The sequence below is a fragment of the Nocardia gipuzkoensis genome (assembly GCF_021183645.1).
Lineage (GTDB): Bacteria > Actinomycetota > Actinomycetes > Mycobacteriales > Mycobacteriaceae > Nocardia > Nocardia abscessus.
The window spans coordinates 3,159,597-3,172,708 of sequence record NZ_CP089225.1; the positions used below are offsets into that span (position 1 = coordinate 3,159,597).

The window sequence follows — 13,112 nt, forward strand, 5'->3', positions numbered from 1 at the left end:
ATTCAGTCCTCGGCGCCTATGACGCGCTCGACCGCGGCTTCGATCAATTCCCGGCTCTGCTCCTCGGTGAACACCTCGGGCAGCGTGAGCCGATCGACGATCAGCCAGTTCAGCGCGAGGTAGAGCAGCAATACCGACTTCTCGTCGCCGGGCAGGCCGGCGGCCAGGTGGTTGCGCACGTTGTACTCGATGTCCTCGCGCACCCGCTCGGTCAGCACCGCGCGCAACTCCGGTCGCCGCGTCGCTTCCAGGCGCAGTTCCAGCAGCGCCAGGTAGCCGGTGCGGAACGCCTCGATGCGTCCGACCGTCTCCCGCATCAGTTCGATGATGTTGGCGCGGGTCTTCGGCCCGTCGGTCAGCTTGGCCATGGTGGCCTCGCTCGGCTGCAGCCGCTCGTAGAAACGGCGGCCCGCCTGGGTCAGCAGGTCGTCGCGGTTGGCGAAGTAGTTCGATGCCGTGCCCGCCGGTACACCGGCCTCCTTGTCCACCGCGCGGAAGGTCAGCCCACGGGCGCCGTCGCGCGCGAGGACTTCGATCGCGGCGTCGACCAGCGCCTGTCGTCGTTCCGGGTTGGTCCGCACTTGACACCACTCCATTCGTAGTACTACTTTCAAACCACTTCGAACAGAGTACAGCGAGATGGGCGGTAAGGGTATGCGAAAGCTGGTCTATTACGTGGGCGTGTCGCTGGACGGCTACATCGCGGGCCCGGCGGGGGAGTGGGACTTCTACCCGTACGACACCGAGATGGCCGCCTGGGTCAACGCCGAATACCCGGAATTCGTGCCGAGCCACGTACGACCGCACGCCGGCATGGCGGTGGGCGAGCCGAACAAACGGTGCGACACCGTCGTGATGGGTCGCGGGACCTACGAGCCCGCCCTGTCCGAAGGCGTGGCCAGCCCGTACGCGCATTTGAAGCAGTACGTGGTGTCCAGCACCCTCGGCCGGATCGACGACCCGGCCGTCGAACTGGTCGAGCGGGACCCGGTCGGGCTGGTACGGGGCCTGAAGCAGGCCGAAGGCGGGGACATCTGGCTCGCGGGTGGCGGCAAACTCGCCGCCGAACTGCTCGGCGAGATCGACGAGATGATCATCAAGAGTTACCCCGTCGTCGCGGGCGGCGGCATATCCGCGTTCGCCGGCCCGTTCCGTCCCACCTTGTTCACCCCGGTCCGGCGTAAAGAGTTCGGCAACGGCGCGCAGGTCACCTGGTTCACCCGGGCCTGACCCGGTCGTCGCCGGCACCGCCGTGCCCGGTTTCGCGGGCGAGTTCCGCCCGACGCTGTTCCGGCCGGCCGAGCGCGATCCGGCGGCGTCAGCTCGCGTCGGTGAGGAACGACAGCCGCACCTGCCGGTCCGGGTTGTCGACATTGAGGTCGACCAGCGCGATCGACTGCCAGGTGCCGAGGGCGAGCTTTCCGCCGAGTACCGGGACCGTCGCGTACGGCGCGATCAGCGCGGGCAGCACGTGCGAGCGGCCGTGCCCGCGTGAGCCGTGGGCGTGCCGCCACCGGTCGTCGGCAGGCAGGAGATCGCGTAGCGCGGCAAGCAGGTCGTCGTCGCTGCGCGCGCCGAGTTCCATGATCGCGATCCCGGCGGTGGCATGCGGTACGAAGACGTGCAGCAGCCCGTCACCGCCCGCTTCGCGCACGAATGTCGCGCACTGCGGCGTGATGTCCTGTACCACTTCACTGTGGCCCGTTCTCACCTCGAGCAGCGTGCTCTTCATGCGCACATCGTCCCCCATTCGCGGTGGCCCGCGCGGGGGGATCGGGATCGGATGCGGCTGTGGGCTTTTCCACAAGCCGGGTAGGTAGCGGCAAAACCGCTGGCCCCGGCCGGTACCCTGAATGACTGTTACCAGTTTGTTGTCGATCTTGGAGGACCCTGTCGTGGCTCTCGTGGTTCAGAAGTACGGAGGATCCTCGGTGGCGACCGCCGAGCGGATCCGGCGCGTCGCTGAACGGATCGTGGAGACCAAGAAGCAGGGCCACGATGTGGTGGTCGTCTGCTCCGCCATGGGTGACACCACCGACGAGCTGCTCGATCTCGCTCAGCAGGTGGCGCCGTCGCCGCCCGCCCGCGAGATGGACATGCTGCTCACCTCGGGTGAGCGCATCTCCAACGCGCTGGTCGCCATGGCCATCCACTCCCTCGGCGCCGAGGCCCGCTCGTTCACCGGCTCGCAGGCGGGTGTGATCACCACGGGCGCGCACGGCAACGCGAAGATCATCGACGTGACCCCGGGCCGCGTCCGCGCCGCGCTGGACGAGGGCCTCGTCGTGCTGGTCGCCGGCTTCCAGGGCGTGAGCCAGGACAGCCGGGACGTCACCACGCTGGGCCGCGGCGGCTCGGACACCACGGCCGTCGCACTGGCCGCCGCGCTGGACGCGGACGTCTGCGAGATCTACACCGACGTGGACGGCGTCTTCACCGCCGACCCCCGGATCGTGCCCGACGCGCAGCGGCTCGAGCAGGTCTCCTACGAGGAGATGCTGGAACTGGCGGCCTGCGGCGCCAAGGTGCTGATGCTGCGCTGCGTCGAATACGCCCGCCGCTACAACGTGCCCGTGCATGTGCGCTCGTCCTACACCGACAAGCAGGGCACCTACGTTTACGGATCGATGGAGGACATCCCCTTGGAGCAAGCAATCCTCACTGGCGTCGCGCACGACCGCAGCGAGGCCAAGGTGACCGTGGTCGGACTGCCGGACGAACCGGGCTACGCCGCCAAGGTGTTCCGCGCCGTGGCCGACGCCGAGATCAACATCGACATGGTCCTGCAGAACATCTCGAAGATCGAGACCGGCAAGACCGACATCACCTTCACGCTGCCCAAGACCGAGGGCGCCCGCGCGGTCGAGATGCTGACCAAGCGGCAGGCCGAGATCGGCTTCTCCCAGGTGCTCTACGACGACCACATCGGCAAGGTGTCGCTGGTCGGCGCGGGCATGAAGAGCCACCCCGGCGTCACCGCCACATTCTGCGAGGCGCTGGCCAAGGCGGGGGTGAACATCGACCTCATCTCCACCTCGGAGATCCGGATCTCGGTGCTGGTCAAGGACACCGAGCTGGACGAGGCGGTCCAGGTGCTGCACAAGGCGTTCGACCTGGGCGGCGACGAGGTCGCGGTGGTCCACGCGGGAACGGGGCGATAAGCCATGGGAGTTCGCGTAGGAGTCGTCGGCGCGACCGGACAGGTCGGCGCCGTCATGCGGAAACTGCTGGACGAGCGCAACTTCCCCGCCGACGAGGTGCGGTTCTTCGCGTCCGCGCGTTCGGCGGGCAAGACGCTGCCTTGGCGCGGCCGCGAGATCGTCGTCGAGGACACCGAGACCGCGGATCCATCCGGCTTGGACATCGCGTTGTTCTCGGCGGGCGCCACCATGTCCCGCGTGCAAGCGCCGCGTTTCGCCGCGGCGGGTGTCACGGTGATCGACAATTCCTCGGCGTGGCGCAAGGACCCCGAGGTCCCGCTGGTGGTCAGCGAGGTGAACCCGGAGCAGACCCGCAACCTGGTCAAGGGCATCATCGCCAACCCGAACTGCACCACCATGGCGGCCATGCCGGTGCTCAAGCCGCTGCACGACATCGCCGGTCTGCGCCGCCTGATCGTGTCCAGTTACCAGGCGGTCTCCGGCAGCGGCCTGGCCGGTGTCGAAGAACTGGTGAGTCAGGCCCGCGCGGTGATCGATGACGCCGAGCGGCTGACCCACGACGGCCGCGCCGTGGACTTCCCCGCTCCGAACAAGTACGTCGCGCCCATCGCGTTCAACGTGCTTCCGCTGGCCGGTTCGCTGGTCGACGACGGCTCCGGCGAGACCGACGAGGACCAGAAGCTGCGCAACGAGAGCCGCAAGATCCTCGGCCTCCCCGATCTGGCGGTCAGCGGCACCTGCGTGCGCGTGCCCGTCTTCACCGGCCACTCGCTGTCGGTGAACGCCGAATTCGCCGAACCGCTCTCCGTCGAGCACGCCAAGGAGATCCTGGCCAAGGCCCCGGGCGTCAAGCTGGTCGACGTGCCGACCCCGCTGGCCGCCGCGGGCATCGACGATTCGCTCGTCGGCCGCATCCGGCAGGACCCTGGCGTGCCGGACGGCCGCGGACTCGCGCTGTTCATCTCCGGCGACAATCTGCGAAAGGGCGCCGCCCTCAACACGATTCAGATCGCCGAAGTACTGCTCAGCAACCGCTGAGGTCTTCCCGATCCGAACGGGCCGCGGGGTTCCCGCGGCCCGTTCGTCGTTTCCGGAGCCGAGTCAGTGGGCCCGCAGTGGTACCATATATTGTACTACTGGCTGGGAGGAATGATGGCTTCGGCGATTACCGCGAGTGAAGCGCGCAGAAACTTGTTCCCCCTGATCAGGATGGTCAATGAGGATCACGACACGATCGAGATCGTGTCGAAAGGGGGGAACGCCGTGCTGATGTCCAAGGAAGATTACGACTCGCTGATGACGACCGTGGAACTGTTGAGCGGTCGCGACGGGGCCCGCCTACGCCGGTCGATCCAGGAACTCGAGGGTGGTGGCGGCGTCGAACGCGACCTCATCGAATGAAGGCCGTCTTCTCCGAAGCCGCGTGGGAAGAGTATTCGGCGTGGCTACAGCGCGACCGGCTCGTGCTGAAGAAGGTCAATGTCCTGATCGAGGCAATCCTGGCCGATCCCTTCGAAGGCATCGGTAAGCCTGAGCCTTTGAAGCATGACTTGGCGGGGTACTGGTCACGCCGGATCACGCAGGAGCATCGCATCGTCTACCGAATCGTCGACGACGCGGTTTGGATCGCCAAGGTAGGAAAGCACTACGACTGATCCTGGCGTGCTCGGCGAAAAGGGCTCGCTCGGCGCACGGCGCGGCTGTTAGCCTGCGCCGATGGCTCATCCTCATCCTCAGGTGTTTCTCGGCGACCGGATCGTGGCGGCGGACGCCGCGACGGTGGGCGTCGCATCGTCGGCGGTGCTCTACGGACTCAGCGTCTACACCGTCTTCCCGGTGCACGTGGATGGGGCAGCGCGTACGGCATTCCGATTGGACGATCATTTCCGTCGGCTCGAGGAGTCGTGCAAGATCATCGGGATCGATCGGTTCGCGGCGGAGTGGGATTTCGAGCGGTTTCGTGCGGCCGTGGTGGAACTGATCGCGGTGAACGATCCGCGCGAGGACGTTTTCGTGCGGGCGACGGTACACGTGGTCGAGTCCATTCCGGGGACCCGGGTGCGGGGCTGCGCGATCCGGGTCAGCATGTTCGTCTACGACGCGGTGCCGATCGTCCCGCAGGACGGCATGCGCCTGAAGTCGAGCCCGTGGCGGCGCATTCCGGACAACGCGATTCCGTCTCGCGCGAAAGTCAATGGGGCGTATGTGAATTCGGTGCTGGCCAAGCAGGACGCGATCGACAGCGGCTACGACGACTGCGTCTTCCTCGACGGTAACGGGCACGTCTGCGAACTCAGCGCGGCGAACATCTTCCTCGTCCGCAACGGCACGCTGATCACGCCGGACGTCTCCTGCGACATCCTCGACGGCATCAACCGCAGGACCGTTCTCACTGTGGCGGCCGAAGACGGCATCCCGGTGGTCGAACGCACCGTAGACCTCACCGAGCTGTACATCGCCGACGAAGTTTTCGTGACCGGCACGTCGGCCGGTGCGGCGCCGGTCGTCGAGGTGGACGGCCGCGTGGTCGCGAACGGTGTGCCCGGCCCGATCTCGCAGGCGCTGCGCAAACGCCACTACGCGGCACTGCGCACCGACAACGTGCACGGCTGGGTCACGGACTTGTCCATCGCCCAGTAGGCCACGGGGGCCGCTCAGCGGATGCCGGGGGTGCGCGGATCGGTGCCGAGGCAGGCGAGGATGGCGCAACCCGGCGGGGTGTCCGCGAACGGCGGTGCGAGCGGCTGATTCAGGCACGAGAAGACATTGCAGCCAGGGTAGGCGGCGGGCCCGATTCCGAACACCGCGATCAGAATGTCCGCGTCGACGAAGCGCCGCGGGTCCAACCGCAACGGCGGCTCGACGTACGGGCCCGGGTCGGGCACCGGCCGGTCGTAGAAGGCGTCGAACACCTTGCGGAAGAATTCGTAAGGCAATTCCTGCGTGTTCTGCACGACTCCGGACAAGCCCTGACTGCTGACGTTTCCGAAGACGCCGGTCCACACCACTGTGAGATCCAGACTCGGGATGACGAAGACGTTCTGTAGCCCCAGGCCGGCCATCGCGTACACGTCGCGGGGCAGGTAGTCCGCGATCTCGGCGCAACCGCTCCCGAGCCAGAACAGGTATCCGTAGCACGCGTTCGTGGGTGACGGCGTGCGTGCCTTCCGCAGGTAGTCGAGGGAGACGATCTGCTGTTCGCCCCAGCGCCCGTCGTTGCTCACCAGGAGTCCGAGCTTCGCGAAATCGTTCGGCGGGATCATCAGGTGGGCGTAGCCGTAGGTGTTCCCGGAGCGGTCGCGGGCCCAGTAGTAGTCGCTGCGGAGAATGCCGAGGGGATCGAACAGTTCACGCTGCGCGAACTCTTGCATGGGTTCGCCGACGGCCAGTTCCAGCACGTAGGCCAGCAGGTCGACATTGCGCTGGCTGTAGGTGAAGACGGTGCCCGGCGGATTGTCCAGCGGCACCCCGAGCGCCTGCACCGGGCTGTCCGGGTCGATCGGGATCACGCCGGTGACACCCTCGGTCAGCACGCCGACCCGCATACCCGAGGTCTCGGTGAGCAGGTTCTCGATGGTGATCGACCGGTGCTTCGCGTCGCCGAGCCCTGCGGGCAGATAGCGGTCGATCGGTGCGTCGAGATCGAGTTTTCCCTGATCCGAGGCAATCCCGGCGAGCAAGGAGACGACGCTCTTGGTCGAACTCCAGATGTTCCATGCCACATTGCCGGTCTGGTTGTTGGTCAGCCCCTCGCCGATGAGGCAGTTGTGCCGGAATATCTGCACGTTGAATCGGTTTCGCCCGGCCGCGAACGTCAACGCGTCCTGCAGCTTCACCGAATCCAGCCCGACCTGTTCCGGTGCCGCCCGCTCCAGATCACGTCCCGAGGTGACCGCGCAGCGCACCTGATCACCGGGCGCGGCGACCGCATTCCCGGCGAAGAGGTTGCCCGCCACCAGCGAAACCGCCGCGACTCCCGCCAGGAATCCACCGAAACGCCCCATGCGCAAAGGCTAGCGCTCTTCGGCCTGTTGACGCGGTCAATAGGCGGGGTGTGTGGCGGGTAACTGGACGTTCGATATCGGCATCGGTCGGCGGCTATCGGCGGTAGCGCTTGCCCAACACATACAACGCACCGCCGAGCGCGAGTGCGCCGAGCCCGGCGAGCACGGAGTCGAGGGGCAGCGAGAACCCCACGACGACGCAGCCCACCGCGCCGACCACGGGTATCCACCGGGGCGGGCGATTCTCCTCGGCGGTCAACGTGGCGGCGCAGATATTGGCGATCAAGTAGTAGAAGAGCACGGTGAACGAGGAAAATCCAATGGCCGCGCGCAGATCGAAAAGCGCGGCGACCACGGCGACGATCGCGCCGACCACCAGTTCCGCGCGGTGCGGCACCCCGAACCGCGGATGCACGGCGGCGAGCGCTCCCGGCAGATAGCGGTCCCGCGCCATGGCGAGCGCCGTGCGCGATACGCCGAGAATCAACGCGAGCAGCGATCCGGCCGCCGCGAGCACCGCGCCGATCCGCACCACAGGAGCGGCCGCCGGAACGCCCGCCGCACTGACCACGCGCGCCAGCGGGTCGGCGGCCTGGGCCAGTCCGCCCGAACCGAGCACACTCAGCGCCGCGACCGCCACCAGCGCGTAGACCGCGAGGGCGAGTCCGAGTGCGATCATGACGGCGCGGGGAATGGTGCGTCGCGGTTCGCGCACCTCTTCGCCGAGCGTGGCGATGCGGGCGTATCCCGCGAACGCGAAGAACAGCAGTCCCGCTGCCGTGAGCACATCGCGCGGACCGATCCGGCCGGGCAAGACCGTTGCCGCCGAGTGCGTTCCGGCCAGCCCGATCACGATCACCACGGCCAGCACCGCGAGCACCGCCGCGACGATCATCCGGGTCGCGAACGCCGACTTCTGCACCCCGGTGTAGTTGACGGCGGTGATCGCCACCACCGCCCCGACCGCCACGGCATGCGCCTGCTCGGGCCAGGCGTAACTACCGACTGTCAGCGCCATCGCCGCACACGAGGCCGTCTTCCCCGCGACGAATCCCCACCCCGCGAGGTATCCCCAGAACCGTCCGAGCCGCTCCCGGCCGTACACATACGTTCCACCGGACACGGGATACAGCGCTGCCAGCCGCGCCGACGACATCGCGTTGCAGTACGCCAGCAGCGCCGCCACCGCGAGCGCCACCAGCAACCAACTCCCGGCCGAGGCCGCCGCGGGCGCCAGCGCCGCGAATATCCCCGCCCCCACCATCGCCCCCAAGCCGATCACCACCGAATCGGTGAGCCCGAGCCTCCGGTGCAAGGTCCCGTCCTGCGACGCCATGAGGTGCATCCTTCCGCACCATCCCCGCCGCCGCAGCGCGGGTACGACTCGGCGAAGACCACGAGGTTCGACGCAAGGACGGGGCGCGTTCAGCCGAGTACGGTACAGCGCCGCCGGATTCGCGAGGAACCTGGCGGCGCTGCGAGTTCGGACACCATGCCGGCGTCACATCCGTGGTCGACGTCCCACAAGCGCCTCTCGGCGGGTGGTCGCTCGTAGCGACGAAGGGGTGCGGCCCGGGGCTGTCCGGACGCCGACGTTGGGTGTCGACGTCCCACAAGCGCCTCTCGGCGGGTGGTCGCTCGTAGCGACAAAGGGTGCGGCCCGGGGCTGTCCGGACGCCGACAGGGTGTTCAACCACCGGCCCGCGCAACCTATTCCGGCGCCATTTTGTGACGCTCGCCACTTCTTCCGGCCCTGTTGGAGGCAGTGATCGGCGCGTCCTGGCCGGCAGGAGCGGCTCTCGGGGTCCCCTCTTTTCTTGAACGAGTCCAGATCCTTTTCTTGACTTATTCCAGAAAAGGGCGAGACTCGAAGCATGCACACCCACGGCACCGCCCCACGCGAGTGGTTGCGATCAGCAGGTCTGCGGGTTACCGCCCCGCGGCTCGCGGTGCTGAACGCGGTCGTCGCCCGGCCGCATTCGGATGCCGACACGGTGGCCGCCACCGTCCGGGAAGCGCTGGGTTCGGTATCGACGCAGGCGGTCTACGACGTCTTGCACGCTTGCGTGCGCGCCGGGATCCTGCGCCGGATCGAGCCTGCGGGCTCGTCCGCGTTGTACGAGACCCGGATCGGCGACAACCACCACCATCTGGTGTGCCGAAGCTGCGGTGCGGTCGCCGACGTCGACTGCGCTGTGGGCGCGGCCCCCTGCCTGGACCCCTCGGACGCTCACGGATTCGTGATCGATGAAGCCGAGGTCGTCTTCTGGGGACTGTGCCCGACGTGCCGTTCCGAGTAGCGGTCCACCCCTCATGCCCGGGGCAGCCCGCCCGGGACGATCTTCACCAGCCGAGGAGACTCCATGACCCAACCGACGACCACGAACACCGGAATTCCGGTCGAGAGCGACGACGAATCGCTCACCGCGGGCGCGCAAGGCCCGATCCTGCTGCACGACCACTACCTCATCGAGAAGCTGGCCCAGTTCAACCGCGAACGGGTGCCCGAACGCATCGTGCACGCGAAGGGCGCGGGTGCCTACGGTGAGCTGGTCGTGACCAACGACGTCAGCAAGTACACCAAGGCGAAGCTGTTCCAGCCGGGTGCGCGCACGGAATCGCTGGCGCGGTTCTCCACCGTGGCGGGTGAGCAGGGCAGTCCGGACACGTGGCGGGACCCGCGCGGTTTCGCGGTGAAGTTCTACACCGAGGACGGCAACTACGACCTCGTCGGCAACAACACGCCGATCTTCTTCATCAAGGACCCGATCAAGTTCCCCGACTTCATCCGGTCGCAGAAGCGCCTGCCCGGCAACGGTCTTCGCGACCACAACATGCAGTGGGATTTCTGGACCCTGCGCCCGGAGACCGCCCATCAGGTGACCTGGCTGATGGGCGACCGCGGCATCCCGAAGACCTACCGGCACATGAACGGCTACGGATCGCACACCTACCAGTGGATCAATGCCGCCGGCGAGCGCTTCTGGGTCAAGTACCACTTCAAGACCGACCAGGGCAACGAGTTCCTGACCCAGGCCGATGCCGACCGGATCGCGGGCGAGGACGCCGATTACCACCGCAAGGATCTGTGGGAGGCGATCGAGCGCGGCGAGTTCCCGAGCTGGACGGTGTACGTGCAGGTCATGCCGGTCGCGGAGGCCGAGGGCTACCGGTTCAATCCGTTCGATCTGACCAAAGTGTGGTCGCATCGGGACTACCCGCTGATCGAGGTCGGCAAGTGGACGCTGAACCGCAACCCGCGCAATTACTTCGTAGACATCGAGCAGGCCGCGTTCGAGCCGTCGAATGTCGTTCCCGGCATCGGCTTCTCGCCGGACAAGATGCTGCTCGGCCGCGTCTTCGCCTACGCGGACGCGCACCGCTACCGCATCGGCACGAACTACGCGCAGCTGCCGCCGAATCAGGCCAGGGCGGCGGAGGTGAACTCCTATTCCAAGGAGGGCGGCATGCGCTACCACTACAACGACCCGAATGTCCCCGTCTACGCGCCGAATTCGTACGGCGGCCCGCACGCCGACCCGGAGCGGGCGTCCGACGGCGGCATCTGGGACTTCGACCCGGCCATCGTCCGGGCGGGCTACATCCAGCACGCGCAGGACGGTGATTTCACCCAGGCGGGCGCCCTCGTGCGCGAGGTGCTCGACGACGCGCAGCGCGAGCGGCTGGTGGACAACATCGTCGGCCACGTGCTCGGTGGAGTGCGGGAGCCGGTGCTCAGCCGGGTCTTCGAGTACTGGAAGAACGTGGACGCCGACCTCGGCAAGCGGGTCGAGGAGGGCGTGCGCGCCGGGCTCGCCGACTGATCGCCGCTCGCGGGCAGGTGCGCGTGACGGCGTGCACCTGCCTGCGGCGTGTCCTGCCGATCCTGTTTGCCCGGTGAGTGCCGGGATGTCAGAGTGATGGCATGTCTCGGCTGACACGCGACTATCGGGTGGCACTGGCCGCCGCATTGGCGCTACTGGCCGGTTGCGGTGCGGAAACCGATGCGGCGCAGCTCGGCTCGGCCGCCTCGAGCGTCCAAGCGGGTCCCGCCGCGAACGCGAGCCTGGACGAGGTGGAGGCTCGCTACGGTGCGCAGGTAGGGCTGTCCGCCGTGGACACCGGTACCGGCGAGACGGTGACCCATCGCGCCGACGAGCGTTTCCCGTTCCTGTCCACCTTCAAGACGCTCGCGGCCGCCGCACTGCTGCACGCGCATCCGCTCGATACGGGATACTTCGAGCGGGTGATCCGATTCCATGAGGCGGATCTGGTCGAGCACTCGCCGGTGACCAGCGCCGCGGTGGCCGGTGGAATGACCCTGGCGCAAGTGGCGGAGGCCGCGATCACCCGGAGTGACAACACCGCGGGCAACCTGCTGCTGCGCGAGCTCGGCGGACCGGAGGCGCTCACGGCGTTCCTGCGCACGCTCGGCGATCCGACGAGCAGGCTCGACCGCTGGGAAACGGAACTCAACACCGCGATCCCCGGTGACGAGCGGGACACCACCACTCCGGCCGCTCTCGCCGCGGACTACCGCGCGGTGGTGCTGGGCGACGCGCTCGGTGCGCGGGAACGGGATCAGTTGATCACCTGGCTGAAAGCGAACACCACCGGCGCCGAGCGCATCCGCGCCGGGCTGCCCGCGGGCTGGGTTACCGGCGACAAGACGGGCACCGGCTCTTACGGTTGCGCCAACGACGTCGCGGTCGTCTGGCCGGAGGGTGGCCGGGCGCCGATCGTGATCGCGATCCAGAGCCGCAAGGCGGACCTGGACGCCGAGGTGAACAACGCCCTGCTGGCGGAAGTGACGAAGGCGGTCGTAGACCGTCTGCGGTGACAGCCAGGGTGTCACTCGTTGCGCGTGTGCCCCGGCAAGGCGGACTCGGAGGTCCTCGCGACCTCCATATCGATCTCCTGGATCTGGAGCGTCACGCCGTCCGGATCGACGACCCGCAGGCTGCGACCGAAGTCCTCGTCGTGGATCTCGTAGTCGTAGCCGCGAGCCCGCAGCCGGTCGGCGACCACTTCCAACTTCTCGTCGGTCGCGAAACCGAGCTCGACCGAACCGGCCGGGCGCCCTTTCGACACCCTGAAGTCGTGGACCCCGACCGCGCCCGCGTCGCCCGAGAGTTGCGCCCAGACATCGAGGCTCGCATCCGGGTCGAGCGCGAGGCCGAGACCGGCGTAGAACGTTCGGCACGCGTCCACGTCCGCGACGTACCTGATGGGCAGGACAGTAAGCATCTTCACTCCTTCTCGAACAACTGGTCCGAGTATGGAGTGACGCCGTGCGCCGTGGCCCGCTCTGCCGGGCTGTACGCCGGGATCCGACACGCGACGCGGTGTATCTGACGGATTCCGTCACGGCTGACAGTCGCACCGGCTGTGCCGAGGCCCGATCGGCGAGACCTCGAACAGAGGGGCTCTGCGACGTGCCGTAGTAGACCTGGCCGGGTGGGCGGCCAGGTTCGGACACCTACAGCAGGCCCCACCAGTAGAGCAGGCTGGCCAGAATCCAGACCACCACGGTTTCCATCGTCGCTCCCAATCTCCTTGGCGCACTTGTCACCATCATCCCGCGATCCGGGGCCGGGCGGTAGGCGCTTGCCTGGTCACCACTTGGTAAAGCCCGTTCACCTGCGATTTTGATCTTGCAAGGTGTTCTTAAGTGCGCGCCAAGCCCGCGCCTGCATTCTTTGTACCGCAGGGAGGACAAGCCTCCGCCGGAGGTGCGAACCGGGGAACGACCTGTCTCGAGGGGTGACAGGTCGGGCTCTCGGGGGTGCAGTCCGCCGGGCCGGTCTACGAGGGGTGGCCGGCCCGGTGGGCGCGGGACGCGCAGCGATCGCTCGCGCCGGCTCTTCCCGGAGCTGACCGGCAACGAGACGGTCGTTGCCGCTGCCGAAGGTAACCGACGAGTGTGCGGCGCCGTGTCCGACGAGGA

General features: G+C 67.6%; 14 protein-coding genes. 9 read left to right on the top strand and 5 right to left on the bottom strand.

Annotated elements, in window-relative coordinates; all coding sequences use genetic code 11:
- Positions 1 to 2 precede the first annotated feature (2 nt).
- Complete coding sequence (locus LTT66_RS14290; RefSeq protein ID WP_408638795.1) at positions 3 to 581, bottom strand: TetR/AcrR family transcriptional regulator; 579 nt, start codon at positions 579 to 581, stop codon at positions 3 to 5.
- 73 nt (positions 582 to 654) lie between these two features.
- On the opposite strand from LTT66_RS14290, the gene LTT66_RS14295 reads away from it, so the two are divergent.
- Positions 655 to 1,230 (top strand): dihydrofolate reductase family protein, encoded by a 576-nt coding sequence (locus LTT66_RS14295; protein ID WP_233069244.1) that lies wholly within the window; start codon positions 655 to 657, stop codon positions 1,228 to 1,230.
- 88 nt (positions 1,231 to 1,318) lie between these two features.
- Here the strand turns inward: LTT66_RS14295 and LTT66_RS14300 are convergent, their stop codons facing one another.
- Positions 1,319 to 1,732: a secondary thiamine-phosphate synthase enzyme YjbQ gene (locus LTT66_RS14300; RefSeq protein ID WP_233067573.1), complete on the bottom strand. Its 414-nt coding sequence runs from the start codon at positions 1,730 to 1,732 to the stop codon at positions 1,319 to 1,321.
- 163 nt (positions 1,733 to 1,895) lie between these two features.
- Between LTT66_RS14300 and LTT66_RS14305 the strand changes: the two genes are divergently transcribed.
- The 5 genes from LTT66_RS14305 (at position 1,896) to LTT66_RS14325 (ending at position 5,801) form a co-directional block, all read left to right on the top strand.
- Positions 1,896 to 3,161, top strand: a complete 1,266-nt coding sequence (locus LTT66_RS14305) for an aspartate kinase (RefSeq protein ID WP_181721103.1) — start codon at positions 1,896 to 1,898, stop codon at positions 3,159 to 3,161.
- A gap of 3 nt (positions 3,162 to 3,164) precedes the next feature.
- Positions 3,165 to 4,199 carry an aspartate-semialdehyde dehydrogenase gene (locus LTT66_RS14310; protein ID WP_181721104.1) on the top strand — a complete coding sequence of 345 codons (1,035 nt, stop codon included), beginning with the start codon at positions 3,165 to 3,167 and terminating at the stop codon, positions 4,197 to 4,199.
- Positions 4,200 to 4,289: 90 nt separating this feature from the next.
- Positions 4,290 to 4,562, top strand: a complete 273-nt coding sequence (locus LTT66_RS14315) for a type II toxin-antitoxin system Phd/YefM family antitoxin (protein WP_269822012.1) — start codon at positions 4,290 to 4,292, stop codon at positions 4,560 to 4,562.
- Positions 4,559 to 4,816: a Txe/YoeB family addiction module toxin gene (locus LTT66_RS14320; RefSeq protein ID WP_233067576.1), complete on the top strand. Its 258-nt coding sequence runs from the start codon at positions 4,559 to 4,561 to the stop codon at positions 4,814 to 4,816. The genes LTT66_RS14315 and LTT66_RS14320 overlap by 4 nt, the downstream gene beginning before the upstream one ends.
- Positions 4,817 to 4,877: 61 nt before the next feature.
- On the top strand, positions 4,878 to 5,801 hold the full coding sequence (locus tag LTT66_RS14325; protein WP_233067578.1) for an aminotransferase class IV: 924 nt from the start codon (positions 4,878 to 4,880) through the stop codon (positions 5,799 to 5,801).
- 14 nt (positions 5,802 to 5,815) lie between these two features.
- On the opposite strand, the gene LTT66_RS14330 is transcribed toward LTT66_RS14325, so the two are convergent.
- Positions 5,816 to 7,165 (bottom strand): serine hydrolase domain-containing protein, encoded by a 1,350-nt coding sequence (locus LTT66_RS14330; RefSeq protein WP_233067581.1) that lies wholly within the window; start codon positions 7,163 to 7,165, stop codon positions 5,816 to 5,818.
- A 94-nt stretch (positions 7,166 to 7,259) separates the two neighbouring features.
- Positions 7,260 to 8,501 (bottom strand): APC family permease, encoded by a 1,242-nt coding sequence (locus LTT66_RS14335; protein ID WP_233067583.1) that lies wholly within the window; start codon positions 8,499 to 8,501, stop codon positions 7,260 to 7,262.
- 538 nt (positions 8,502 to 9,039) lie between these two features.
- On the opposite strand from LTT66_RS14335, the gene LTT66_RS14340 reads away from it, so the two are divergent.
- The 3 genes from LTT66_RS14340 to bla all read left to right on the top strand — a co-directional run bounded on the left by LTT66_RS14340 (position 9,040) and on the right by bla (position 12,005).
- Positions 9,040 to 9,465 (top strand): Fur family transcriptional regulator, encoded by a 426-nt coding sequence (locus LTT66_RS14340; protein ID WP_233067585.1) that lies wholly within the window; start codon positions 9,040 to 9,042, stop codon positions 9,463 to 9,465.
- Between the two features lie 63 nt (positions 9,466 to 9,528).
- On the top strand, positions 9,529 to 10,989 hold the full coding sequence (locus tag LTT66_RS14345) for a catalase (RefSeq protein WP_233067588.1): 1,461 nt from the start codon (positions 9,529 to 9,531) through the stop codon (positions 10,987 to 10,989).
- Between the two features lie 101 nt (positions 10,990 to 11,090).
- Positions 11,091 to 12,005 carry a class A beta-lactamase gene (bla, locus tag LTT66_RS14350; RefSeq protein WP_233067590.1) on the top strand — a complete coding sequence of 305 codons (915 nt, stop codon included), beginning with the start codon at positions 11,091 to 11,093 and terminating at the stop codon, positions 12,003 to 12,005.
- A gap of 11 nt (positions 12,006 to 12,016) precedes the next feature.
- Here the strand turns inward: bla and LTT66_RS14355 are convergent, their stop codons facing one another.
- Entirely contained in the window at positions 12,017 to 12,412 is a 396-nt protein-coding gene (locus LTT66_RS14355) for a VOC family protein (protein WP_233067593.1), read from the bottom strand.
- Positions 12,413 to 13,112: the final 700 nt, after the last annotated feature.